Origin of the sequence: Streptomyces sp. NPDC001194, from assembly GCF_042896985.1 — a bacterium.
Classification (GTDB): Bacteria; Actinomycetota; Actinomycetes; order Streptomycetales; family Streptomycetaceae; genus Streptomyces.
Genome location: NZ_JBIAXU010000006.1, coordinates 249,361 through 271,380 on the forward strand (window position 1 = coordinate 249,361; position 22,020 = coordinate 271,380).

23 protein-coding genes and 1 pseudogene are annotated in these 22,020 nt (G+C 71.2%); 11 read left to right on the plus strand and 13 right to left on the minus strand.

All coding sequences use genetic code 11. The annotated features are described in order from the left end of the window. The first annotated feature begins 74 nt into the window (after positions 1-74). Together ACFY1T_RS16825 and ACFY1T_RS16830 are read left to right on the plus strand one after the other, a co-directional pair. Entirely contained in the window at positions 75-815 is a 741-nt protein-coding gene (locus ACFY1T_RS16825; protein WP_390788784.1) for a nucleotidyltransferase domain-containing protein, read from the plus strand. Between the two features lie 332 nt (positions 816-1,147). Continuing rightward, the gene (locus ACFY1T_RS16830) at positions 1,148-1,432 is read left to right on the plus strand and encodes a hypothetical protein (protein WP_390788785.1); all 285 of its coding nucleotides are present in this window, start codon (positions 1,148-1,150) and stop codon (positions 1,430-1,432) included. 288 nt (positions 1,433-1,720) lie between these two features. On the opposite strand, the gene ACFY1T_RS16835 is transcribed toward ACFY1T_RS16830, so the two are convergent. Next, positions 1,721-2,239 carry a hypothetical protein gene (locus ACFY1T_RS16835; protein ID WP_390788786.1) on the minus strand — a complete coding sequence of 173 codons (519 nt, stop codon included), beginning with the start codon at positions 2,237-2,239 and terminating at the stop codon, positions 1,721-1,723. A 105-nt stretch (positions 2,240-2,344) separates the two neighbouring features. Further along, positions 2,345-2,959, minus strand: a complete 615-nt coding sequence (locus tag ACFY1T_RS16840) for a TetR/AcrR family transcriptional regulator (RefSeq protein ID WP_390788787.1) — start codon at positions 2,957-2,959, stop codon at positions 2,345-2,347. 37 nt (positions 2,960-2,996) lie between these two features. Between ACFY1T_RS16840 and ACFY1T_RS16845 the strand changes: the two genes are divergently transcribed. The 3 genes from ACFY1T_RS16845 to ACFY1T_RS16855 all read left to right on the plus strand — a co-directional run bounded on the left by ACFY1T_RS16845 (position 2,997) and on the right by ACFY1T_RS16855 (position 5,485). Then, positions 2,997-3,323, plus strand: coding sequence for a rhodanese-like domain-containing protein (locus ACFY1T_RS16845; protein WP_390788788.1), 327 nt, complete (start codon positions 2,997-2,999; stop codon positions 3,321-3,323). Between the two features lie 390 nt (positions 3,324-3,713). Further along, complete coding sequence (locus ACFY1T_RS16850) at positions 3,714-4,991, plus strand: molybdopterin-dependent oxidoreductase (RefSeq protein WP_390788886.1); 1,278 nt, start codon at positions 3,714-3,716, stop codon at positions 4,989-4,991. Then, positions 4,988-5,485 carry a hypothetical protein gene (locus tag ACFY1T_RS16855; protein ID WP_390788789.1) on the plus strand — a complete coding sequence of 166 codons (498 nt, stop codon included), beginning with the start codon at positions 4,988-4,990 and terminating at the stop codon, positions 5,483-5,485. The genes ACFY1T_RS16850 and ACFY1T_RS16855 overlap by 4 nt, the downstream gene beginning before the upstream one ends. Positions 5,486-5,662: 177 nt before the next feature. Here ACFY1T_RS16855 and ACFY1T_RS16860 read toward each other — a convergent pair whose 3' ends face one another. Beyond that, a complete protein-coding gene (locus tag ACFY1T_RS16860; RefSeq protein ID WP_390788790.1) occupies positions 5,663-6,775 on the minus strand; it encodes a sulfite oxidase in 1,113 nt (370 codons plus the stop codon). Between the two features lie 289 nt (positions 6,776-7,064). Next, complete coding sequence (locus ACFY1T_RS16865; RefSeq protein ID WP_390788791.1) at positions 7,065-7,721, minus strand: CGNR zinc finger domain-containing protein; 657 nt, start codon at positions 7,719-7,721, stop codon at positions 7,065-7,067. Between the two features lie 250 nt (positions 7,722-7,971). On the opposite strand from ACFY1T_RS16865, the gene ACFY1T_RS16870 reads away from it, so the two are divergent. The 3 genes and pseudogenes from ACFY1T_RS16870 to ACFY1T_RS16880 all read left to right on the plus strand — a co-directional run. Further along, entirely contained in the window at positions 7,972-8,913 is a 942-nt protein-coding gene (locus ACFY1T_RS16870; protein WP_390788792.1) for a pyridoxamine 5'-phosphate oxidase family protein, read from the plus strand. A 205-nt stretch (positions 8,914-9,118) separates the two neighbouring features. Further along, positions 9,119-10,183, plus strand: a complete 1,065-nt coding sequence (locus tag ACFY1T_RS16875; RefSeq protein ID WP_390788793.1) for an NAD-dependent epimerase/dehydratase family protein — start codon at positions 9,119-9,121, stop codon at positions 10,181-10,183. Next, positions 10,184-10,447, plus strand: a pseudogene (locus ACFY1T_RS16880) (glycosyltransferase); the annotation flags it as partial. A gap of 300 nt (positions 10,448-10,747) precedes the next feature. On the opposite strand, the gene ACFY1T_RS16885 reads toward ACFY1T_RS16880, so the two are convergent. The 4 genes from ACFY1T_RS16885 to ACFY1T_RS16900 all read right to left on the minus strand — a co-directional run bounded on the left by ACFY1T_RS16885 (position 10,748) and on the right by ACFY1T_RS16900 (position 13,148). Beyond that, entirely contained in the window at positions 10,748-11,728 is a 981-nt protein-coding gene (locus ACFY1T_RS16885) for a zinc-binding dehydrogenase (protein WP_390788794.1), read from the minus strand. An 84-nt stretch (positions 11,729-11,812) separates the two neighbouring features. Further along, positions 11,813-12,397 (minus strand): TetR/AcrR family transcriptional regulator, encoded by a 585-nt coding sequence (locus ACFY1T_RS16890; RefSeq protein ID WP_390788795.1) that lies wholly within the window; start codon positions 12,395-12,397, stop codon positions 11,813-11,815. Positions 12,398-12,577: 180 nt separating this feature from the next. Further along, positions 12,578-12,865, minus strand: coding sequence for a hypothetical protein (locus ACFY1T_RS16895; protein ID WP_390788796.1), 288 nt, complete (start codon positions 12,863-12,865; stop codon positions 12,578-12,580). Continuing rightward, the gene (locus ACFY1T_RS16900) at positions 12,858-13,148 is read right to left on the minus strand and encodes a hypothetical protein (protein WP_390788797.1); all 291 of its coding nucleotides are present in this window, start codon (positions 13,146-13,148) and stop codon (positions 12,858-12,860) included. The genes ACFY1T_RS16895 and ACFY1T_RS16900 overlap by 8 nt, the downstream gene beginning before the upstream one ends. 1,086 nt (positions 13,149-14,234) lie before the next feature. On the opposite strand from ACFY1T_RS16900, the gene ACFY1T_RS16905 reads away from it, so the two are divergent. Continuing rightward, complete coding sequence (locus tag ACFY1T_RS16905) at positions 14,235-14,759, plus strand: peptidylprolyl isomerase (protein WP_390788798.1); 525 nt, start codon at positions 14,235-14,237, stop codon at positions 14,757-14,759. A gap of 412 nt (positions 14,760-15,171) precedes the next feature. Here ACFY1T_RS16905 and ACFY1T_RS16910 read toward each other — a convergent pair whose 3' ends face one another. Next, positions 15,172-16,077, minus strand: coding sequence for a LysR substrate-binding domain-containing protein (locus ACFY1T_RS16910; protein ID WP_390788799.1), 906 nt, complete (start codon positions 16,075-16,077; stop codon positions 15,172-15,174). Positions 16,078-16,147: 70 nt separating this feature from the next. Here ACFY1T_RS16910 and ACFY1T_RS16915 point away from each other — a divergent pair, with 70 nt between their 5' ends. Then, positions 16,148-16,759 carry a short chain dehydrogenase gene (locus ACFY1T_RS16915; RefSeq protein ID WP_390788800.1) on the plus strand — a complete coding sequence of 204 codons (612 nt, stop codon included), beginning with the start codon at positions 16,148-16,150 and terminating at the stop codon, positions 16,757-16,759. A gap of 149 nt (positions 16,760-16,908) precedes the next feature. On the opposite strand, the gene ACFY1T_RS16920 is transcribed toward ACFY1T_RS16915, so the two are convergent. Further along, the gene (locus ACFY1T_RS16920; RefSeq protein ID WP_390788801.1) at positions 16,909-17,277 is read right to left on the minus strand and encodes a low affinity iron permease family protein; all 369 of its coding nucleotides are present in this window, start codon (positions 17,275-17,277) and stop codon (positions 16,909-16,911) included. Between the two features lie 113 nt (positions 17,278-17,390). Further along, positions 17,391-19,421: a glycoside hydrolase family 15 protein gene (locus ACFY1T_RS16925; protein ID WP_390788802.1), complete on the minus strand. Its 2,031-nt coding sequence runs from the start codon at positions 19,419-19,421 to the stop codon at positions 17,391-17,393. 384 nt (positions 19,422-19,805) lie between these two features. Between ACFY1T_RS16925 and ACFY1T_RS16930 the strand changes: the two genes are divergently transcribed. Beyond that, positions 19,806-20,378 (plus strand): hypothetical protein, encoded by a 573-nt coding sequence (locus tag ACFY1T_RS16930; protein ID WP_390788803.1) that lies wholly within the window; start codon positions 19,806-19,808, stop codon positions 20,376-20,378. 101 nt (positions 20,379-20,479) lie between these two features. Here the strand turns inward: ACFY1T_RS16930 and ACFY1T_RS16935 are convergent, their stop codons facing one another. After that, positions 20,480-21,322, minus strand: coding sequence for a MerR family transcriptional regulator (locus ACFY1T_RS16935; protein WP_390788804.1), 843 nt, complete (start codon positions 21,320-21,322; stop codon positions 20,480-20,482). Positions 21,323-21,521: 199 nt separating this feature from the next. Further along, positions 21,522-21,800, minus strand: a complete 279-nt coding sequence (locus ACFY1T_RS16940; protein WP_390788805.1) for a hypothetical protein — start codon at positions 21,798-21,800, stop codon at positions 21,522-21,524. Between the last annotated feature and the right edge of the window lie 220 nt (positions 21,801-22,020).

Sequence of the window (22,020 nt, forward strand, 5' to 3'; positions counted from 1 at the left end):
CCGGATCGGCCGCCAGATCCACGGCGTACGGAATCGACTCGCCTCCGGTCAAGGATCCTGGCACTCTGCCCCTCATGCATGTAGACCCCATCGACCAGGCGCGACGTCTCGTCCGCAGCCGCTTTCCCGATGCGCTCTCCGTGGTCCTCGCCGGCTCCACGACCACCGGACGCGCCACTGCCAGCAGTGACCTCGACATCGCGGTGCTCGTCGAGGACGGCGGCGTGACCTGCCGGGAAACGATCCGGTTCGAGGAACGCGTCGTTGAACTCTTCGTCCACACCCGTACCGGACTGCTGGAGCTCTTCGCTGCGGACGTCGCCGCACGGCGGGCGGTCCTCCAGAACATGTACGCCTCCGGTCTCGTTCTGGTCGATTCCCATGGCGAGGCCGGCCGCGCTCGCGCCCTCGCCGAGGCAGATCTTCGTGAAGGCCCGCCTGCACTGGAACCGGAGACCGTCGATACGAAACGCTACGGTCTGACGGACGCCCTGGACGACCTCGCTGACGCCGGTGACCCCGTCGAGCGTCTGGCCGTGGCCGGGTACGTGGTCAATGCCGCCGCCGATCTGCTGTGCGACCACCATCACGCGTGGATCGGCGGCGGAAAGTGGTTGCCCCGCCGCCTGTTGGAAGCCGACCCCCAGCGCGGTGCCGCCCTCCTCGAAGGTCACCGCCATCTGTGCTCGTCAGGCGACCCCGCAGCACTGATCAGCGCGGCGTTGAAGGTGCTCGACCTCGTCGGCGGCCCTCTCCGCGAGGGATACCGCAGGACCTGGCAGGGCACCATCGACTCGGTCGCCGCAGCGCGCTGACACACAGCGCCAGCACCGCCGCCGACAACGCACAGCTGGCACCCCGCCCAAGCGACCACCCACCACTCCCCCACTCGCTCCGGTTCTCAAGCGAGTGGGGAGGTCTGGTGAGCGATGCGAAGAAGGCCCCCATGAACTCGCTCACCTGGTCGTTCGCCGACACGCCTTCGGGTGGCTTCGGTCGCCCGCCCTGCCTTGGCATTCAGTGGCCGCATCTTGGAACACCGATGCGGCTATCCGAGTGCCTTCCGGATCTCCCGCGAGCCGGCGACGCACGGTGGGGGTAGATCGTTTCGCACGAGGTGCCCTTGGGATCCATGAGGAGATCAGCCGTGTACGCAGTGGTTCGGCGGTACGAAGGGGTGACTGATCCTGCCGAGGCAGGGCGCCGGGTGGAAGAGGGGTTCGTACCCCTCCTCCGCCAAGTGCCCGGATTCGTGGCCTACTACTGGGTTGATGCGGGCGGTGGAGTGATGCTCTCCACCAGCGTCTTCGAAGACCAAGGAGGGGCCGAAGAGTCGGTCAGGAGGGCCGCTGACTTCGTACGGGACAACCTCGCGTCGCTGCTGCCCGAACCTCCCCAGGTCACGTCCGGCCAGGTTGTGGCTGCCGGGTAGCGGCTCCGGAGCGGTTCCGTATCCACTCGCCCCCCACGCCAGCAACGAGGCGTCCTTCAAAATCCGCATCACCGCCACTGGTGCCCGCCGGCAGCCAGGGGGGGCCGCGGCCCGCTTCGCCCCTGAACGGCCGTACGTCATCGTCGGTTGTCGGCGACACCGGCCCTGACCGGTTGGGCGGGACCCGACCCTCGGCCCGGCGCGCTCAGGGCGGCGATCGCAAAGACCGGCACGCGGTCGCCCACGCTCACCAGCCCATGCACATCAGCAGCCCGCAGGCGAACGCGCTCACGGTTGAATCGGCTCTGCCGGGGGCCGCGCGGGGTCATGGTGAGCGCGGGCGAAGGCATCGTCGGCACGGTGGACGACGTCGGGCTGCGGGGGCGCCGGCCACACGCTCAAGGAGTGTTCCTCGACCGGGTCGTCGCCCTCATGCCCCTCGCCCTCGTCTCGTCCGCGTGCCTGAACCCGGACGCGATACCAGCCCTCGCCGGCGGTCGCGAAGTTCCCCGCCTCATCCTCCACATCACCACCCCACCGGAACAGTCGCAGGGTTCCGCTCGTGCTGTAGATGCTCACGTCCACTGCGGTCTCCCACTCCAGCCCCGGCGGAGGAGGTTCCTCCGCGCACTGCTCGGTGGTGAGGCGGATCCAGCCGGTGTGCGTGCCGGCGAACACCGTGAGGTGTTCCGGGCCTCCGGCCGCCAGGCTGTTGCCCTCAAAGATCCGCCCGACCGTGTCGGCGTCCTCGTAGACAGTGAGGAAGTCGTCGCCCTGCAGGTAGTACTGGCAGTACGAGACGAACATGCGATCCGAAGTCCACCGTGTGTAGCCCATTCACCGGATCATGCCCTGCCCCGCTGACACTCCTTGCCGGAGCCAGCGGGGGTTGTACGCCGACAGACGGGTTCCTCACGACGCGCGGTGGGCGAGGCGGAGCAGGCCGCTGCGCATCCGCTGTTCACCGAGTTCCGGCAGGAGTGCGGCGACGTGATCGGCAGCCAGGCCGGCAAGCAGGGCGTGGGCGGCCTGATCGGGGTCGGGGGCGGTGGCCAGGAGGATCGCCACATGGCGGTGCCAGAACCGGTACGCCCCGATCCTGTATCGGGCTCCGGGGCTGGCGGTCTCGGACATCCGGACCAGCGCCAGGTGCTCGAGCAGGTAGTCGAGGTAGGCGTTGAGGAATGCGGCCAGGCGCTCGTCGGCCGGGGCCCCCGGGCCGAGTGGGGGCGGCCCGTGCAGGACCGCCTCCTGCAGCACGCGCTCGCGGGCGTCCAGCAGGGCGACCGCCAGCCCCGACTTGTCACCGAACCGGCGGAACAGGGTTCCCTTGCCGACCCCGGCGGCCGCGGCGACCTGATCCATCGACACCGCCTCGACGCCGTGTTCGGCGAACAGCCTGGCGGCCGCCTCCAGCACCGCGGCCCGGTTTCGGGCCGCGTCCGCACGCTCCTTGGGCGGCGGCGTATGCAGCAGTTCCAACGGCATTGCAGAACCGGACCGCAGTCCGTTATCGTCGTGAGTCATAACAGGACTGTAGTCCGATTCCCATGGAGGCAGTGGCATGACCGCACTCATCACCCGCGACGAGCTGGCAGCAGCGATCGAGGCCGGCACCGTGACCGTCGTCGACACGCTCGGCGGCGAGTACTACGCCCAGCAGCACCTGCCCGGCGCCCTCGCTCTGATCCCGGCCGACGTCGACACCCGGGCGCCCGGCCTGCTCCCCGACCACGACGCCGCGATCGTCACCTACTGCTCCAACCCCGCCTGCCCCAACAGCGGACAGGTCGCCGATCGGCTCAGCGCCCTCGGCTACACCGACGTCCGCAAGTACCGCGAGGGCATTCAGGACTGGGTCGAGGCCGGCCTCCCCACCGAAGCCGTCTGACCTCCGCTCCCGGGGCGGAGACTCCGTACGGATTCTCCACCCCGGGAGCGGTGACGGCCTGGACGCCGTTCGCGCCGACCGCGGACTCGCCGCGTGAGTGCTCGGCGGGGATTCCACCCGCTTGGCGTGTCACCGGAGCAGGCGCGGCATCGGTGCGGCATGTTCTTCTAGCTGGCGAAACAGGAAGAAAGAGCGTAAAGCGGCGGTCGTTGGAGGTGCCCGATGGGCGCGAGTGGCATCGGGCAAGGCCGGCCGGACGACGTTCCACCGTCCGCGGGCAAGGAGTCGGAGAAGACTGACGCCCCTCCTGCAGCCGGGCCTCGGCCCGGTCGGGCTGCCGACGCCCGGAAGCCGGCCCCGCCGAGGGCCCGGTTCGGTCCGCCGGCGCGGCTGCGGGAGGCAGGGAGCCCGGCCCTGGGAGCGGGCCCGCCTCCGGGGCCGGCCCGTCCGGAGTTCTGGCGCAGTCCCCTGCGGGGTCCGTGGCTGACCGCGGTGTTCGGGCTGGTCCTGCTCTTCGGGATCACGGTGCTCTTCGTGACGGGTCTGCTGTCGTACGCGGCGTACAACCCCGATCTCGCGGCCGTCAACGACCAGACGCCCGACAAGGGGTGGCTCGGCTTCTACCTGTTCTCGTGGCCGACGTCTCCGTACTGGCTCTACCGCCTCACCCAGGGCGTCCACGTGACGCTGGGGATCGTCCTCGTGCCCGTCCTGCTGGCGAAGCTGTGGTCGGTCATCCCGAAGCTGTTCGAGTGGCCACCGGTCCGCTCGGTCGGCCACGCCCTGGAGCGGCTGTCGCTGCTCCTGCTGGTCGGCGGCGCCGGCTTCGAGTTCGCCACCGGAATCCTCAACGTCCAGCTCCACTACGTCTTCCCCGGTTCCTTCTACACCCTGCACTTCTACGGAGCCTGGGTGTTCATCGGCGCCTTCGTCGTCCACGTGGCCTTTCGACTCCCGAGGGCCTTGAGAGCCGTACGGGCACGGCCCGGGGAGCCCGCGGCGGGTACCGAGGAAGCGGTCGGGCTCGTCTCGCCGCGCCCCGCGGCGCCGACCATCTCCCGCCGGGGTGCCCTGGCCATGGTGGGGCTCGGGTCGGTCGCACTGCTGGTCGTCACGGCGGGGCAGAGCCTCGGCGGATGGTGGCGACGCACCGCCCTGCTGGCCCCGCACGGCCGGGACCCTGGTTCCGGCCCGAACGGCTTCCAGATCAACAAGACCGCCGCCTCGGTCGGCATCCGGCCCAGCGACGTCGGTCCCGCGTGGCGGCTGACCGTACGCGGCCCCGGGCGCCAGGTCGACCTGACGTACGAGCAGCTCCTGGCCATGCCGCAGCACGAGTCGGCTCTGCCCATCGCCTGCGTGGAGGGCTGGTCGACGCCCGACCAGCGGTGGGGCGGGGTCCGCCTCACCGATCTGGCCGCACTCGTCGGACTCGGTGTGAACACGCCCGAGGCGCTCGTCGAGTCGGTGCAGCGCGGCGGATCGTTCAGCTCCGCCGCACTCAGCGACCATCAGGTCCGTGACGGCCGCTCCTTGCTGGCCGTCCGCGTCAACGGGGCGACCCTCTCCGCCGACCACGGCTACCCGGCGCGGGCCATCGTCGCGGGGGCTCCCGGGGTCCACAACACCAAATGGGTCACCCGCCTCACCTTCGGCGAGCCCGCATGAGCGCCCCGACCGCCTTCCGGCGCCGCTACGGCGCCTCCCCCGTGCACCTGCTCCTCGTACTGGCCTCCTTCGCCCTTGCCGTGTACGCCGGTCTGCGCCTGCTCCAAGGGGACACCCTGGGGGTCGCCGTGTGGTTCGTCGGGGCCGCCCTCCTCCACGACCTGGTCCTGCTCCCGCTGTACTCGCTGACCGACCGCGCGGTACAGGCGCTGTTCACGCGGGGACCCGGCCCCACACCGCCCGTGCCACGGGTGAGCGTGAACTACGTCCGCGTACCCGCGTTCGTCTCCGGAGTCCTGCTACTCGTCTGGTGGCCGCTGGTCCTCCGCCGCGTCGAGCACTACACGGCCGCGACCGCCCTCCCAGCGGACGGGTTCCTCGGACGCTGGCTGCTCATCACCGCGGCACTGTTCGCAGCCTCGGCCGCGGTCCTGATCGTACGGACCTGGCGCTGGAGCCGGGCTCAGCGGCAGGCGCGCAGCGCGACGACGTGACACCCTCGCGCGCTGGTCCGCCCTCCGTCCTCGGTCCATCCCGACGCCACGGCGTACTCATTCCTCCGGACGGCCTCCTGCGTACAGGCCCGGACCCCCGGCAGTCCCGAGCCGACGCCTCCGGACCGTCCGGCGGCCCGGCACGGCTTGCGGCCGGCGGACGCGGAGCGGCCGTGATCAGCAACACAGGACCCGAACGTGCTGGACGAGGTTGTTGGCGAAACCCCCGCGGTTCCAAGGTTGTTCGAGGGGTTGGGTGCGTCCCTGCGCATCCGTGGCGCGCGCGACGAGGACGTGCGTCCCGGGGGTGGCCGTCCAGTCGCAGTGCCATGCCTGCCATGCCCACGTGCGCCGCGCCCTCGGCGCCACCTCGGCTGCCGCCCAGGTGCGACCCCCATCGGCGCTGACCTGGACCCGCGCGACCGGCCCGTAACCCGACCAGGCTCGCCCCTCCAGCACCACGGGTCCCGGGTGCACGACGCGGGTGCGCGACATGAAGTCGGGGAAGCCGGGCGGGACCATCAGGGCCCGCGGCGCGATCCTGGTGACCGGTTCGCCGGGCTCGTCGGGCGTCTGCCGCAGACGGTAGGCAACGGCCTGCTGGAAGCCGGTGAACGGGGCGTCGGTCAGGGTGATGTCCCGGAGCCATTTCACGTGTGCCATGCCGTACCAGCCGGGCACGACGAGGCGCAGCGGGTACCCGTGCTGCGGGGGCAGGGGCCGGCCGTTCATCGCGTAGGCGAGCAGCACTTCCGGGTCCGCGCCCGTGGCGATCGGCAGGGGGAGGCTGCGCTGGTAGTCCTGCTCGACACCGCGCTCCACGCCGTGGTCGGCGCCCGTGAAGACGGCTTCGACGGCATCCGGCTCCACTCCCGCCTCCGCGAGCACCGCACGCAACGGCACTCCCGTCCAGTCGGCGGTACCCACGGCCTCCACCAGCCAGGGCTGGCTCACGGGCCGCGGGGACAGCCGCGCCCGACCGTTGCCCGCGCACTCCATGGTGACCCGGTGCGTCACCGCGGGGAGCGCGCGCAGGGCGGCCATGTCCAGGACCATGGGCGTGCGGACCCGGCCACGGACGGTGAGCTGCCAGGTGGCCTCGTCGGCGGCGGGGATGTCGTAGTGGACGAGTACGTAGTGCAGCCCGGCCGGGGTGACCTCGTAGCGCAGGGCCTCCAGGGGCAGCCCGTGGTTGCGGGCCGCGAGGGCCAGCTCGTCCAGGCCGATGCCCTCTCCGGCGGATGCGACCCTTCCGGGGATGCTGATGTCTCCCAGTGACGCCGGCTCCATTTCCCCATGGTCGCGTGCGCCGCCCGCACCGGCACATCGGCGGCGGAGTCGAGGCGGGCGGGCACCCGCACCGCGCAGGACGGCAGCCGCCATCACGGAGGCGGAGGCGGAGGCGGATCCGCTGGGCTCACCCCGGTTGCGCAGCGTCATGCGGGTGCGGCCCGAGTCCTCCCCGTACGGCTCGCGGGTGTGGGTGGTCTCCGTACGGGTCGCAGGTGTGGGTGGTCTCCGTACGGGTCCGCGACGACGGCCTCGGTCAGCACGTCGACCTTCATCGGAGAGCCTGCGCTCAGGACTCGGGGTCGGTCTTGGTGACCCGGTGGCGCCGGTAGTGGCGGGCGACACGGGCGCGGTTGCCGCAGCCGGCCGAGCACCATTCGCGACGGGGGTGCTGTTTCACGAAGTAGAGCACGCAGCCCGGTGCCAGGCAGGCACGCATCTGCGGCCGCAGGTCGCCCGTGAACAGGTCGACGGCTTGTCCGGCCAGCATGGCGACCACCGCCTGCCCCGCGGCGCCGCCGGTACGCACGATGCGGGTCGGGTCCCCACCCGAAGGCCAGTGGAGCGTCGCCCACACCGGCGTCGCCCTGCATGCCTCGTTCAGTGCCGCGAGCGCGGCGTCCCGGGTGGCGAACGCCGACTGCGCGTCCGGCCGGGAGTCCTCGGTCGCTTCGGCGGCGAGCCTTCGCAGTGCGTCCCTCAAGCCGCGCAGGCGAGCGGCGGTCTCTTCCACTCCCGCGGGCTGTTCGGCGTCGAGCCAGGCACCCACCTCGGGAGCGGAGGGTGTCACCCGGGGGCCGACGGCCCGCAGCCATGCGACGGCTCCGTCGGGGTCGGCGATCGCGTCGTGTGCGCCGTCCCGATCGGCCCAGACCGTGTTCATCAGCTCGATCGGGAGCGGTTCGCCGAGCAGCGGTGCGCTCGTAGCGGGGTCTGTGCTGTCCACGCCATCCACCCTACCAGGGACCTAATGGTTGAAGGAGCTGCGAACCATTTGACTTCCCTGAAGGCAGACACCTATCGTTATAACGGCAAGGGCGCATGCCAACCATTAGAATGATCGTGTCGGTGTCGCCCTCTCCACGCAGAAGGGCCACGAGCATGCCGAGGCTCACCCTGATCGACCCCGCCACCGGGACGACCGCCCCGGCGACCCCGCTGCTCGCCATCCGTCCCGCCACCTTCAGGAGATGGCCATGAGCAGATCGAACGAAACGCCACCCGCGGGCTTCCACCCCGGCGAGCTCGCCGTACAGCAGCAGGCCGGCGTACGCGCACAGGCCGACCGTCTCTCCGGCATGCTCGGCCCACCCGACCTGCGCGGCGGGGCGGCCAAGTTCCTCGCCGAACGCACACTCGCCGCGCTCACGGCACGCGACGGCTCCGGCAGGCTGTGGATCTCACCGTTGACCGGACCGCCCGGCGTCTTGGACGTCATCGCGGCATCCGCCCTACGCGTGCGCACCGCACCTGCCGCGGACGACCCACTCCACGGGCTCTCTCCCGGTCAACCGATCGGTCTGCTGGCCATCGACTTCGCCACCCGCCGTCGCTTCCGGGTCAACGGGACGCTCACCACCGCGGATGAGGACGGCCTGACGCTCCAAGTCGATCAGGCGTACGGCAACTGCCCCCAGTACATCCAGCGGCGTCACCTCCGACCCGGGCCCTCTGCAGCCGAGGGCGGACACCGCTCCCCGCTGCGGTACGCCGCCTCCCTGGCGTCCGATCAGGCCCGCCTCATCCGCGCGGCCGACACCTTCTTCCTGGGCACCACCCATCCGGAGCGCGGCAACGACGCCTCGCACCGCGGTGGGTCGCCCGGCTTCGTCCGCGTCGAGGGCGACAGCCTCTGGTGGCCCGACTACCCCGGCAACAACATGTTCAACAGCCTCGGAAATCTGGCCGTCGACAGCGCCGCGGCCCTGCTGTTCGCCGATTTCGCCACGGGGCGCACCGTGCACCTGTCCGGCACGGCGGTCCTGGAGTGGTCTCCCGGCGGCTCCGACGACGATGAGGGCGGTACCGGCCGCCGCGTCCGCTTCCACATCGGGAGCGTGGTCGACGGCTCCGGTGCACCACGCCACGCGGTGCATCCCGTGAGCCGTCCACCGCACAGGGAGGACGGATGGCGATGAACGAGCCGGCACCGGAAAGGCCACCTCGGTCACCATTCGGGTACACGCGCTCAGGTACCCGCGCTGAAGGCCCCGCACCGAGTCCCAGCGCGCGTCAACGACCGTAACGCCCCGGTTGCCGTTCCCAGCGCTCCCCTATGACGGAAGTCTTACGTGCACGCGTGGGAGAGCCTCCGGGAGCCGCGCACTGCGTAGCGTCCTCGGCATGCGCGTACTCGTCACCGGAGGGGCCGGGTTCATCGGCTCCCACATCGTCTCCGCCCTCACGGCCCGCGGGCACGAGCCCGTCGTCCTCGACGCCCTGCTCCCCGCCGCCCACCCCGGCACACCCCCCCTGCCCGATGCCGAGTTCGTGCGAGCCGACGTACGGGACGCCGACGCCGTCAGAGCCGCACTCCGCGGAATCGACGCGGTCTGCCACCAGGCGGCCATGGTCGGCCTCGGCAAGGACTTCGCGGACGCCCCGGACTACGTCGGCTGCAACGACCTCGGGACGGCGGTGCTGCTCGCGGAGATGGCAGCCGCCGGGACGCGCGAGCTCGTGCTCGCCGGATCGATGGTCGTCTACGGGGAAGGCCGGTACACGTGCGAACGGCACGGAACGGTACGCCCCGGGCCGCGTCGGACCGAGGACCTGACGGCGGGCCGGTTCGAGCCCCGCTGCCCCGACTGCGGAGCCGAACTCGCTCCGGGCCTGGTCGCCGAGGACGCCCCGACGGATCCGCGGAACGTGTACGCGACGACGAAGCTGACCCAGGAGCACCTCGCGGCGAGCTGGGCCCGGTGCGTGGAGGGTCGGGCGGTGTCGCTGCGCTACCACAACGTGTACGGGCCGGGCATGCCGCGCGACACCCCGTACGCCGGGGTGGCCTCCTTCTTCCGCTCCTCGCTCGCCCGGGGCGAGGCGCCCCGGGTCTACGAGGACGGAGCGCAGCGAAGGGACTTCGTCCACGTCACGGACGTGGCCGCGGCCAATGCGGTGGCGCTGGAGGCGGTCGGTACCCGGCAGGCGGGCGCGCTCACCGCCTTCAACACCGGCAGCGGGGAACCGCACACGGTCGGCGAGATGGCGGTCGCGCTGGCCTGCGCTCACGGCGGTCCCGCCCCGGTGGTGACGGGCGAGTTCCGCCTCGGCGACGTACGGCACATCACCGCCGACTCGGCCCGGCTGCGCAAGGAGCTGGGCTGGGGTCCTTCGGTCGGCTTCGCCGACGGCATGGCCGAGTTCGCGCGGGCCGGCCAGCGCGAGTCGGCGGGTGTGACCGGCTGATCCCGGGAGCCGGCCGGGTGGCGGGCCATCGTCGTCGACAACGGCTCCACCGACGGCTCGGCCGACATCGCCCGCTCCCTCGGTGCCACGGTGGTGAGCGAACCCGTACGCGGCTTCGGCGCGGCCTGCCACGCCGAGCTGCTCGCCCCCCGCGCCGGGAACCTCGCCCTGGCCCGCATGCTGCGCCGCCGCACCGGCCTGCGGCTGCACCACCTCGGACCGCTGCGGGTCGCCCGCCGCGAGGCACTGCTCGGCCTGGCCCTCGCCTCGCTCCAGGACAGCCTCGCGACGGTCCTGGCGACCCCGGCCGAGCGGCGTGTCCTGGTCCTCGACGGGCAGCCGGGTCCTTGGATCCCGAAGGGGATCGAGGTCGTCCCGCAGTGCCCGGGCGGCCTGGACGTCCGGCTGGCCGTACGACACCTGGCAGACGACGGCCCGGCACTTCGTGCACCTGGCGCGCTGACGGTTGCCGGGCGGCGAACCGCCGGGTGGGATCCGCGCGGCAGTGCGGATCCCGCCCGGAGTCGCCGCCCCCGCTGGTGGGCTGACGGAAGGTCCGGCGTCTCAGTCGACGGTGACGACCATCTTCCCGAGGGCTGCTCCGGCCTCCATGGCCCGGTGGGCCTCGACGATCTCCTCGTACCGGAAGACCCTCGCGGGACGGGCCCGCAGGACGCCGGCCTCGACCTTGCCGTACATCTCGTCCAACGGCACGTCGCCGAGCGGGAATGCGGGGGTGCCCAGGGCGAAGGCGCTGCCGAAGAAGCTGAGCCGGACTCCGCTGGGGAGGTCGGCGATCGGGTCGAAGTCGCGTACGGGCTCGAATCCGCCCAGGAAGCCGAGCTGGCAGACCCGGCCGCGCGGCCGGACCAGGGCCAGCGAGTCACGCAGGACGCTGTTGCCGACGACGTCGAACACCGCGTCCACGCCGATCCCCCGCTCCGCGACCTGGGTGGCGAGCGCGCCGTCGTCGATGAGGACGTCCGCGGCCCCGAGCTCCTTCAGCAGGGGCGCCCGCAGCGGGTCCCGGGTCGTGGCGAGGACGGTCGCCCCGTGGTCGACCGCCAGGTTGACCGCGGCCTGGCCGAGCGAGGAAGTCGCTCCGCGCACCAGGACGGTCTCGCCGGGCTGCAGGTCCAGATTGCCGAACAGGCCGCTCCACGCCGTCGCGTACACCTCGGGAACCGCCGCGAGATCGGCCCAGTCCAGCGTCGAGCGGACGGCCACCACGTTGGTCGCCGGTACGGTCACCAGCTCCGCGTAGCTTCCGTTGCGGGTCCGCCCCATGCCGCCGAGGATCGCCACGACCCGTGTCCCGATGGGGAGTTGACCGGAAGGGTCGACCTCCACCACCCCGGCGCACTCGATGCCGGGGACGGCTGCGACCTTCCCCCAGGCGCCGCTGCGCATGTAGACCTCGGCGTGGTTGAGGCCGAACGCCCTGACCCGGATCAGCACTTCGCCGTCTGCGGGCACGGGGTCGGGCAGTTCGGTGAGGGTGAGAACCTCTGGTCCGCCGTGGGCGGAGATGACGATGGCCTTCATGTACCGACTCCATTCTTGAGCAGTCATTCAACTATCGGCGCGGAGAAAAGGGCCACCGCGTACGGTGGCCCGTGCGCCTCGCTCTCAGGCGAGAGCAGCGAAGGCGTTGTCGACGATCGCACGCAAGAGCGTCTCGTCCGGGTTGGCCTTTCCGACGACCATGAGCCCCTGGCAGGTGGCGACCAGGAGCTTGGCGCTCCCGGAACAGTCCAGCGAGGGGCGCACCTGCCCCCTGCGGAGCGCGTTCTCCAGTGCGTGGGTCATGCACCGCTCCAGCCGGGCCAGATGTCCGCGGACGACGGCAGCCGCCTCGTCGTCCTCGGCGGCGTTCTCGATCGCCGTGTTGACGAGCAGGCAGCCCTGCCGGCCCTCGGGGCTGAGCAGATCGCGCACCAGTCCGTCGAAGTAGCCGTGAATCTCGCCCACGGAGGCGTTCGGAGCCTCCAACTCGCCCAGCTTCTGGGGGACGACCAGGTTCGAGTACCGCTCCAGCGACTTCAGGAACAGCGCACGCTTGCCGCCGGGGAACGCGCTGTAGAGACTGCCGGGTTTCACTCCGGTCGCCTTGACCAGATCCTCGACGGAGACGGCCCGGTATCCGCGCTCCCAGAACCGCAGCATGGCCACGTTCAGGACGGCGTCAGGCTCGAACTCTCGGGGTCTGGGCACAAGAAGAAAATACATGAACGACCATTCAAGAACAACGCACTTACCCGGCGACTTCTCTCCGGCACCGCTTCGATCAGGCCCGACGGCTCTCCCGGCCCATCCCCTGGTGCCGTCGGAGCCCCCGAAGGCAGTGCCGCCCGGGGGCCGGCCCGCGCGAAGGCCGTTCCCCAGGGCGGTCGTTCAGAACACCAGGACGTGTGTGATCACGATCTGCGGTGGATCTTCGTCGCGGTTGATGACGTACTCGGCGATTCCCAGTTCGCCCTCGATCCCGAGCGGGAGGCGCCGTTGGTGCGGGCGCCGCGGCGACGCCGTGCTCCCCAAAACCATGCCGCCGGTCTCGCCGATGGTGATCACGGCGGCCACGATGGCGCCGAACACGTCCGGGGGCAGCGACGGGTCCATCATCAGCCGGGAGACGTTCTCGGACAGGACGCACGGCAGGCCTTCGTCGTACGGCTCACTCAACGGGCAGCCCCGCCGCCCGACGACGCGCCAGCAGGTCGCCCAGCGAGACGGTGGCCACCGTGCCGGCCAGCACGGCGTCGGCTCGCGGGTCGGCGTCCGGATCGGTGTCGAGCATCGCCTGGCCCCACCAGCGCAGGAGCACGCCCTTGGCCTGCTCCGGGGCAGCGGCCAGGAGTTCACGGTAGAACTCCATCCGCTGGCCGCCCGACAGCGCGGCCGCGATCCCGTCCGCGTTGCGTGCCACCCGCTCGCCTTCGTGCCGGTCCATCGGCAGTGCGGTCATCGCCCGCCCCTTTCCCTCTCACCCGAGTCTGCCCTGCCGACACCGCCTCGGTCGACCGTCTGCTCGGGTACGTCCGCGCCCCGCACCGCCTCCGGTGCTTCCGGGGCACGGGGCCAGCCGCTGGAAGCACGCACGGTCGCGGTGGCCGCAGGGTGCAGTGACGTCACCGACGGATCAGGCGTGGGCCGGCCTCACGGGCCGTAGCCAACAGGCGCAGGTCAGACAGTTGACCGTGATGTCGCTGGTTCGGGTGACGTTCCCGGAACATCATGAACATCAGTACCAAGATCGGGAAATCGGATGGGTGATCGCCAAGTTCCGGACCACCCTAAGGACGCCCCATGACACCTCGGTCCCAGATTCCGCGTGCCCTCTTCACGCTCTCTGCCGCTGCCCTTGCCGTCGCCACCAGCGCCACCGTGGCTCTCGCAGCTCCTTTCCACCAGGTCAACGGTCTGGAGTCGTACGTCACTGCGGGGCAGGAGAAGACCGTCACGGCAACGTGTCCACCCGGTGAGGTACCCACCGGCGGAGGCGGCTACAGCACCTCCGTCCTCTTCACCGTCTCCCGGTCATTCGCCATCGACTCGACCTGGTACTGGAGCGGCAGGTACAGCCCCACCGCCACCGATTCGGCGAAGGTCAGCGCATTCGTCATCTGCACCACCCCCTGACCGTCCCCGGTCGCGTGCCGAAGCGCGAACGCGGGTGCGGGCCGTCCCTGCGACGGCCCGCACCCAAGCACATGAAGGGTAGGACTCGCCCGCACCCCACCGCCCGAGCCTTCACCGGCCCCGGCCACCTGATGCGCCATTCCCGCCGACCACACCACGCCCTAGACTGCGACCGCTCCAGAACCTGGCGATCATCAGGAGGGCGCACAAGATGAACCGAGCATTGATCAGCACATTCGCGGCCGTGACGTTAGTCGTGTCCGGTGCGAGTGCCGCCACCGCTTCCGACGGCGCTCCGCCGCGCACCACGCACGGCCCTTGCCAGTACACACAGACCCCGGACGAGCCGCCCGCGCGTCCTGTTCCGCTGCCGCCCGACCCGCGGCGCACCCCCAGCCGCGGCACGGTTGACATGGCCGTTTCGACCAGCCAGGGCCCGCTCCCGCTGCGTTTGGACCAGGCCAAGGCGCCGTGCACGGTCCAGAGTTTCCTGCACTTGGCACGGCACGGGTTCTACGACCGGACGGTGTGCCACCGTCTGACGGCGTATCCGACTCTGAAGGTCCTGCAGTGCGGCGACCCGACCGGTACCGGTGAGGGAGGGCCCGGGTACAAGTACAAGGACGAACTGCCCGTGGATCTGCCGCCCGCACCGACGGATCCGACCGGCGCGCGCCGCCTGTACGGGCGCGGCCTGCTGGCGATGGCCAACGCCGGTCCGAACACGAACGGCTCACAGTTCTTCGTCGTCTACGGCGACTCCGCACTGCGCCCGAACTACACGGTGTTCGGCACGGTCGGCCCCGACGGCCTGGCGACACTCGACAAAACCGCCGCCGGAGGAATCACGCCGACCGCGGAGGACCCGGCACCCGTCGACGGCACACCCGCACTGCGGACCGAGCTGCTCCGTGTCAGGCCTTCCTGCCGGCACTGACGCAATTGCGACGCCACGCGGCGGAGCCGGGGCCGGGCAGCCTCGCCCCGGCCGCCGCGGTCCGGAGTCCTGGGTGTCGCGCTGGGACTCGCACAGGACCCCGAAGTCCGCTTCGATCCGCCGGACCGGCCCGCCGGACTCGAGTGTCCGAGAGCGCTGCCCCGCAAAGAGGCCCTGGAGGGAAGCGAACTGTCCGCAGGACGCGCAGCCTGCCTGTGTATCCGCCCCGAAGGTGGTGTGCCGCTGGCCGGCCGCGAGCGGGGCCGCGAAGACCGCGACGGTCAAGGCCGCCCCCGCCGTGCCAGTTCCACGGCCGGTCGGCATCCGAGCCCGACCCGCTCTACCGCTGGCCGTACTGCAACAACCGACACCGGATCGGCTACGTCCGCTACCGATCCCGGCGCGACCTGTTTCAGGCTCTGACACCCTTCCGGCCGAGAACGGGCACCGCGGTCCCCGCGGTGGGAAGCACGTCACACACATGGGCCCGGAATGCCGCGGTGGCCGGGTGTCCGGGGACGGCCGGCGCCAGGAAGTGGACCGTGACGGGCCCGGCGTCGGTGAGCGGGAGGTAGCGCACCGCCGGAAGGGGATGGCTGTGGCGGGTGGCCTCGGCGGTGATGCCGACGGCCTCGCCGGTGGCGATGGAGGTGAGCCACTCGTCCACGTTGGAGACGACCCGGGTGGCTGCCGGACTGCTGCCGGCCGGCCACAGGGCGCTGCTGGTGGTCGCGGCCGTCGCGCACAGCACGACGGTCCGGCCGGCCAGGTCGCGGAGGGCGACTTCGGGGCGGGTCGCCAGGGGGTCGTCCCGGCTCACGGCGGCGACGCGCGGTTCGCTGTAAAGCGGCAGGACGGCCAGGTCAGGCGCTGTCCTCTCGGGCAGCGCGCGCAGGAACACGACGTCGACAGACCCACGGAGAAGGGCGGTGTAGGGGTCCGCCAGGTGGTGGACCTCGACCGGAGTGCCGGGGTGGTCCTGGCGCCACCCGCGCAGGAGATCCACGGTGTGTTCGCCGAGGGCTGCCCATGCGAAGCCGATGCGCAGGGGCCGCGTGGACCGGGCCGCTTCGGCGAGCGCGTCGTCGAGCTCGCCGAGGATGCGCTGGGCGCGTTCCTTCAGACGCTCGCCTGCGGCGGTGAAGGCGAGGCGGCGCGTCGTCCGTTCCACGAGACGGGTGCCGACGCGGTGCTCCAGCTGGTCCAGCGTCCTCGACAGGGCGGGCTGGCTGATCCCCAGGACCGCCGCGGCGCCGGTGATGGACCCCTCGTCGCCGATGGCGGCCAGCGCGCGCAGGTGCCTGAGCTCGACATTCATGACCACAAAGCATAACTCCTGTATGGAAGGTATTTCCCTGCCCGCGGGAAGGATGCCTAGCATCGAGCGCATGCGAATCCTTCTGATCGGCGCAGGCGGCCTCCTCGGCACGGCCGTGCACCAGGCGCTCACCAGCCGCGGCCACGAGGTCGTCACCGCCGGGCGTTCCAGCGGCGACCTGCGGTACGACATCACGGACCCGGCGCAGATCGCCGCCCTGTACGAAGCCGCCGGGCGGGACGGCCACCTGGACGCGGTGGCGAGCGCCGCCGGTTCGGTCCCGTACCGGCCGGTGGCCGAGATGACCCCGCAGGACTGGACCGACGCCTTCAAGGGCAAGGTACTCAGCCAGGTCGAGCTGGTCCGCCAGGGCCTGGACCGGCTGTCGCCGCGTGGCTCCTTCACGCTGATCACCGGGGTGCTCGCGCGCAGCCCGATCGTGACGGGCACGGCGGCCTCGCTGGCGAACGGCGCGGTGGAGGCGTTCGTACGGGCCGCCGCGATCGAAATCGCACCGCAGCGGATCAACGCGGTCAGCCCGACGGTGTTCACCGAAGCCCTGGACGTGTACGGGGACTTCTTCCCCGGCTTCGCCCCGGTGGGCCTCGCAGAGGTGGCACAGGCCTACGTGCGCTCCATCGAGGGCGCGGAGACCGGCCGGGTCTTCGAGCTCGGGTCCTGACCCGCAGGCGAGTCCGCGGGTAGTCGTGGCCCGTCCGCGGATACGGCCGGCCCGGCGCCCGGGCGAGGCCGTACGGCACGATCCGCTCGAAGACCGGCCACTCCCCCGCCCCGCCCGACGCATCACGGCGTCCACGCGCGCCGCAGCACTCACCGCTTCCCGGTCGTACCGATGGCACGCCGCAGCGCCTCGGCCGCTTCCCGGCTCGTGCCTTCGCGCTGTTCCAGCAGCGCCGCCGCGATCGCGTCCAGCTTGCGCTGCACGGCGTGCGTATCACGCCGTTCGGCGTTCTTCAGCAGCGCAAGCAGCAGAAGGCTGACCGACGTCATGACGTCCCCAGCGAAGATCAACCAGGACAGCGGCAGATGCATGAAGTGCAGCACGACCGTGCCCAAGACCAGAAGCACGCACAGGAGATAGAACAACGGCGAGCCGGTCACATTCGCCGCCCGGTCCGAGAACGCGGCGAACCGGTCGTGCCCGGTACCGTCCCGCTCGGCAGGATGATCAGTGGTCATCCCACCATGCTCCCCCGACACAGCCCACCGCCCCGGAAACGTGGGACGCCAGGCGCGCCTTGAAGTGACGGTGGAGCCGACGGAGCCGACCCGTCCTGCCGTGGGCATCCCGGTCATGCCGTCGCGCGCCTGATCCGGGCCAGCTTGTCGATGTAGTCCTCCGCCACGGAGGACGGCCCGGGATCTTCGCTCTGCCGCTTGGCGACCTCGATGACGTACGCCGTCGCGATGACGCCGAGGTGGCTGAAGCCCTGCGGGAAGTTGCCGAGCTGGCTGCGCGTGAGCGGGTCGTACTCCTCCGCGAGCAGGCCGAGGTCGTTCGCGCAGCCCAGAACCAGGCCGAGCCGCTGCTCGGCCTCCTCCATGCGGCCCAGGTAGGCCAGCGCACTGGCCAGCCAGAGCGTGCACAGGACGAAGCTCCCCTCCCCGCCCTTCAGTCCGTCGCCCCCGTGGTACCGGTAGACGTGGCCGTCCCTCGTGAGCTCCGCGTCGATCAGGTCGACGGTGGCCGCAGCCCGGGGATCGCCCGGAGCCACGAATCCGCGCAGGATCGCCTGCAGGGCCGTGGCGTCCGGCGCCACACTGCCGAACGCCTGCACGAACGCACCGGTCGCGGGGTCCACGCCCCGGCGTTCGATCTCGGCCCGGATCTCCTCCCGCTCGCGCACCCAGCGCCTGCGCAGTTCCGGGCCGCGCACCTGGTCCGGGCGGCGGTCGAGCATGCGGATCGCGGAGTCGAGTCCGATCCACGCCATGAGTTTGGAGAACACGTAGTGCCGGCGCCCGGAGCGGACCTCCCAGATGCCTTCGTCCGCCTCCCGCCATCGGGCCACCGCCAGTTCGACGACGTCGTGCACGAACACCGCCCGTTCCGGGCGGTAGTCGTCGCCGCGCAAGTGCATCGCGAGGTCCAGCGCCGCGAGCAGCTCGCCGTAGACGTCGAGCTGGAACTGTTCCCACGCCCCGTTGCCTACGCGCACGGGGCGCGAGCCCCGGTAGCCCTCCAGATGGTCCAGGCACACCTCGTCGAGCTCGCGCTCTCCGGCGATCCCGTACAGAACCCGGAGCTCCTTCGCGGCGCCGGAGGTCGCGTCGATCAGCCAGTCGCAGAAGTGCCGGGCCTCGTCCGGGTAGCCGCTCCCGGCGAGGGCGGCGAGCATGGCCGCGGCGTCACGCAGCCAGGTGTAGCGGTAGTCCCAGTTGCGCTCCCCGCCGATCTCCTCGGGCAGCGACGTGGTGGGCGCGGCGACGATCGCTCCGGTCTCGGCGTAAATCAGCCCCTTGAGGACGAGCAGGCTCCGGACGACGGCATCGCGGTAGGGGCCCCGGTAGGTGCAGCGGGCCGCCCACGCGCGCCAGTACGTGACGGTCTCGGCGAGCCGGTCGTCGAGTTCCCGTAGGGACAGCGGCCCGGGGACCGGGTCACCCGCCCCTGTGCGGACGAGGGTGACGACGGACTCGGAGCCGGCGGTGACCACCGCCCGGGACACGTGGCCCGGGCAACCGTCCGCGCCGTTCGCATCGTCCGAGTCGGCCGCGTCGTCTGCGTCCTCCGCTCCGTCCGCGTCGTCGGCGTCGCCGGCGTCGGCCGCGTCGCCGGGAACCTCCGGGGCCGGCTCCAGGCTGCCGAGGCCGCTGCGCAGGACGAGCGCCTCCGCCCCGCCGTACGCCCGCAGGACGCTGGTATCGCCCGCGTCCTCCACGAGGGAGAAGGCGGCCGGTGACCGTGCGAAGTCGAACGTCGGGAAGAACTCGACGGCCATCTCGACCGCACCGGACACACCGCGCACATGCCGCTGGAGCACGTGCCCCGGCCACGGCCTCGCCGGGCGGCCGGGATGCGCGGGGTCTTCGCGGACCGGGAGGCAGTCGGTGACGGTCACGACCCCGTCCGCCGTCCGGAACGTGGTCTCCAGGACGTTGGTGTCCGGCAGATAGCGCCGGCTCGTCTCGAACGGCGAGGTCGGCGCGATGCGGAAATACCCGCCCTTCCTCCGGTCGAGGAGACGGGCGAAGACGGGCGCCGCGTCGTACCGGTGGAAACACGCCCATTCCACCGATGCGTCGCGCCCGATCAGCGCGAGTGAGTGCCCGTCGCTGAGGAAGGCGTAGTCCGAGATGGCCGGGTACTGGTCAGCTTTCATGGGGTGGATCCGCTCGCCTGCGGAAGGACCCGCAAAGGCCGTCGGCACGGGTCTCAGTCTCCAGAACCTCAGAGTACGCCCGCGGTCCGCAGCCGCAATCCGTCGGGCCCCGACGGAGCGGTCGGCCGGCGCCGGGAGCCCTTGTGCCCTCCGGTCGTGGGCGCGCCGGCGCGATCGGTCCCGCCGGGTTCGGAGGCGGACGGAGAAAAGGAGTGTGAGGGCACGGGTCTCACCTGTTGTACTTGCCGCATGGGGGTTGGGGATGGCCGGATGCGGTTGCGGGTGACGAGCCATCCTGTGGCCCGTCCGGGATCCGGGCTCAGCCGGATACTGAGCACCGGTCCCATGCTCCGCAACACGTTCCTCCACCCTCCCCACCACCGAGTGGGATATCTGAAGGCCGGCCGCGCCGATCTCCTTCGACTCGGCGCTCTGTTCCGCGTCGCCGCGACGAGCTCACGCAGCGCTGTCCACATCCCGCTCCCGCCGGGCTCCCGGCCCACGGCCCTCGCGGGCGGCGACACCCCCGCGCTGCCCACCCTCCTGGCCCGCGAGGACACGGGACTGCGCCCCTCCGACTGGCCTGATCTGCGGCGCGGCATGCGCCGCTCTTCGGCGCCCTTGCAGGTGACCGCCCCCGCCGCACGTCCACCCGACCGTCCCGACGACGTTCGCCGTCGTACGGATCGGCACCCCGCACGGTTCGCCGAGCACGCCGGGACGATCACCATCACCGCACGCGCCGAACTCCTCTTCTGGATCGGGGACTGGCTCACCGACCTCGGCGACCGCGTCGCCCGAGACCCGCACATCCACCGGCACGGCGAAAGCTTCCTCGGTGACATGGCCGGATTCTTCGACCCCCGACGCACGGACCAGCCCATGCACGCGCTCTGCGTCGTCGCCGTCGAACCGATCTTCCACCACGCCCGCTGGCGCAGTCAGTCGGCGAAGTAGTCCCCACGGCGGCCGCTCCCGCCGCCCACGGGTAAAGCGGCCAGGGATGCTCCTCGCATCACTCGCTCTCGTGTTCAACGAAGTGGGGAGTTCACCAGCGATCAGCTGTCTTTGGAGGCGTCCGCGGCCAGGAGCCGTGCCGTGAGTTCCATGCACCGCGTCCGGGCTGCGGAGAAGCCGTAGGGCATCTTGGTTATTGCTTCGTGGGCACTCATCTGGACGTCCTCCTCGTCGCCCGCCTCGGCGTCGTGGATCTCGAAGAGCTCTTCCTCGGCCACGTCCAGTCCGGCCGCTTCGATGGCCTGGAGCAGAGCCTTGTGGTGGGCGCAGTGTTGCGCGGCGAGTTCCTCGACCTGCGGGTCGTGGGGGTCGACGGTGTCATCGAGGGCGGCGTCGGCCGCGTCGAGTCGGTCTGCCTCGGCCCGTAGGCCGGGATGGGTCGCCAGGGTGATGAACACGCTGGCCTGGATTGCGGCTCCCAGCGGCCCGAAGATCCGTTCCGTGACCAGCAGGGCGTCCAGGTCGGAGGGGCGCAGTGCGCCAGAAGGCAGGTGGCTGAGCCGGTCCGTGACCAGCGGGGAGAGCAGGCCCAGCGGGCTGCCCACGAGCCGCAGGCGCTGAACTGCCGTGCGCTGGCGCTTGATGTCGGCCTCCTGGGCGGCCAGGGTCTCCTCCAGCCGGCCCAGGACGTCCTCGACGTCCCGGGCTTCGTCGAAGGCGGCCCGCATGTCGTCCAGGCTGATGCCGGCCTCGGACATCTTGCGGATCCACAGCAGGCGGATCATGTCGTCGTAGCCATAGCGGCGGCGTCCGTCTCCGCCCCGTTCAGGCTCTGGCAGCAGACCGATCTGGTGGTAGTGACGAATGGCGCGCGGGGTGGTTCCGGCGAAGGCGGCGGCATCGCCGATCTTGACCTCGCGGGGAGGCGTGGCGGAGGGGTACATCGCAGACAGGGCCTTTCGTGCTGTGGTGCCCTCGACGACACCACATGCCGTTACGGCATGTGCAACCACCGGCCACCCTGGCCCTGCCGGTCTATCGGGCGGCTCCTCGCCACGGGTGTCCCGTACCGGGACCGGAGCGGAATGGCCGGGGAGACCCGCGAGCAGGTCTGAGGGAACCCCGGGCAGAGGTTGAGGACTCTCAAGGAGCCGCATCATCGCGACGGCTCACCCGAAGCTCCTCCAGCCACCCCCGTAGCTGCTCGTCATCGTGCAGGTACGGCTCCCCGGGCCCCAGCCGCAGATCGATCCCGTGGAGGAGCCGCAACGCCCACCAGGAGAGTTCGTCCCAGTCAAGGGAGTCGTCGAGGACCCAGCGTGCGGCCCACCGGTCTGCCGCATCCCGGCTCACTCGCCCTTCGACCACAGCAGCGAAGCACGACTCAATCTCGTCCAGGTCCGGCTGATCACCACCGCTCATGGACTGACCTTATCCAGAGCGGAGTGAACGCTGTTTGACGGGGCACCAGGCCGTTTCGTTTGCCCGCGGACCACTGCGTACTGATCGTCGAGGCCGCGGACGAGGCGCTCTCGGGCGATGCCGCCGGACGGCGGCTGCTCTTCAGGGCTCTTCTGCGGGCGGGACAGAGATGGTCCTCCACACAGCGGCCCGAAGGCGGTTGATGCACCGCTCGACGGTA

What these genes read in the sequence shown, in the direction of transcription:
- ACFY1T_RS16825 (WP_390788784.1), top strand. Translation starts at nt 75, where the DNA reads ATGCATGTAGACCCCATCGACCAGGCGCGACGTCTCGTCCGCAGCCGC.
- ACFY1T_RS16940 (WP_390788805.1), bottom strand. Translation starts at nt 21,800, where the DNA reads ATGAGCGGTGGTGATCAGCCGGACCTGGACGAGATTGAGTCGTGCTTC.
- ACFY1T_RS16875 (WP_390788793.1), top strand. Translation starts at nt 9,119, where the DNA reads ATGCGCGTACTCGTCACCGGAGGGGCCGGGTTCATCGGCTCCCACATC.
- ACFY1T_RS16900 (WP_390788797.1), bottom strand. Translation starts at nt 13,148, where the DNA reads ATGACCGCACTGCCGATGGACCGGCACGAAGGCGAGCGGGTGGCACGC.
- ACFY1T_RS16845 (WP_390788788.1), top strand. Translation starts at nt 2,997, where the DNA reads ATGACCGCACTCATCACCCGCGACGAGCTGGCAGCAGCGATCGAGGCC.
- ACFY1T_RS16885 (WP_390788794.1), bottom strand. Translation starts at nt 11,728, where the DNA reads ATGAAGGCCATCGTCATCTCCGCCCACGGCGGACCAGAGGTTCTCACC.
- ACFY1T_RS16855 (WP_390788789.1), top strand. Translation starts at nt 4,988, where the DNA reads ATGAGCGCCCCGACCGCCTTCCGGCGCCGCTACGGCGCCTCCCCCGTG.
- ACFY1T_RS16835 (WP_390788786.1), bottom strand. Translation starts at nt 2,239, where the DNA reads ATGTTCGTCTCGTACTGCCAGTACTACCTGCAGGGCGACGACTTCCTC.
- ACFY1T_RS16925 (WP_390788802.1), bottom strand. Translation starts at nt 19,421, where the DNA reads ATGAAAGCTGACCAGTACCCGGCCATCTCGGACTACGCCTTCCTCAGC.
- ACFY1T_RS16910 (WP_390788799.1), bottom strand. Translation starts at nt 16,077, where the DNA reads ATGAATGTCGAGCTCAGGCACCTGCGCGCGCTGGCCGCCATCGGCGAC.
- ACFY1T_RS16905 (WP_390788798.1), top strand. Translation starts at nt 14,235, where the DNA reads ATGGCCGTTTCGACCAGCCAGGGCCCGCTCCCGCTGCGTTTGGACCAG.
- ACFY1T_RS16870 (WP_390788792.1), top strand. Translation starts at nt 7,972, where the DNA reads ATGAGCAGATCGAACGAAACGCCACCCGCGGGCTTCCACCCCGGCGAG.
- ACFY1T_RS16860 (WP_390788790.1), bottom strand. Translation starts at nt 6,775, where the DNA reads ATGGAGCCGGCGTCACTGGGAGACATCAGCATCCCCGGAAGGGTCGCA.
- ACFY1T_RS16920 (WP_390788801.1), bottom strand. Translation starts at nt 17,277, where the DNA reads ATGACCACTGATCATCCTGCCGAGCGGGACGGTACCGGGCACGACCGG.
- ACFY1T_RS16915 (WP_390788800.1), top strand. Translation starts at nt 16,148, where the DNA reads ATGCGAATCCTTCTGATCGGCGCAGGCGGCCTCCTCGGCACGGCCGTG.
- ACFY1T_RS16840 (WP_390788787.1), bottom strand. Translation starts at nt 2,959, where the DNA reads ATGACTCACGACGATAACGGACTGCGGTCCGGTTCTGCAATGCCGTTG.
- ACFY1T_RS16935 (WP_390788804.1), bottom strand. Translation starts at nt 21,322, where the DNA reads ATGTACCCCTCCGCCACGCCTCCCCGCGAGGTCAAGATCGGCGATGCC.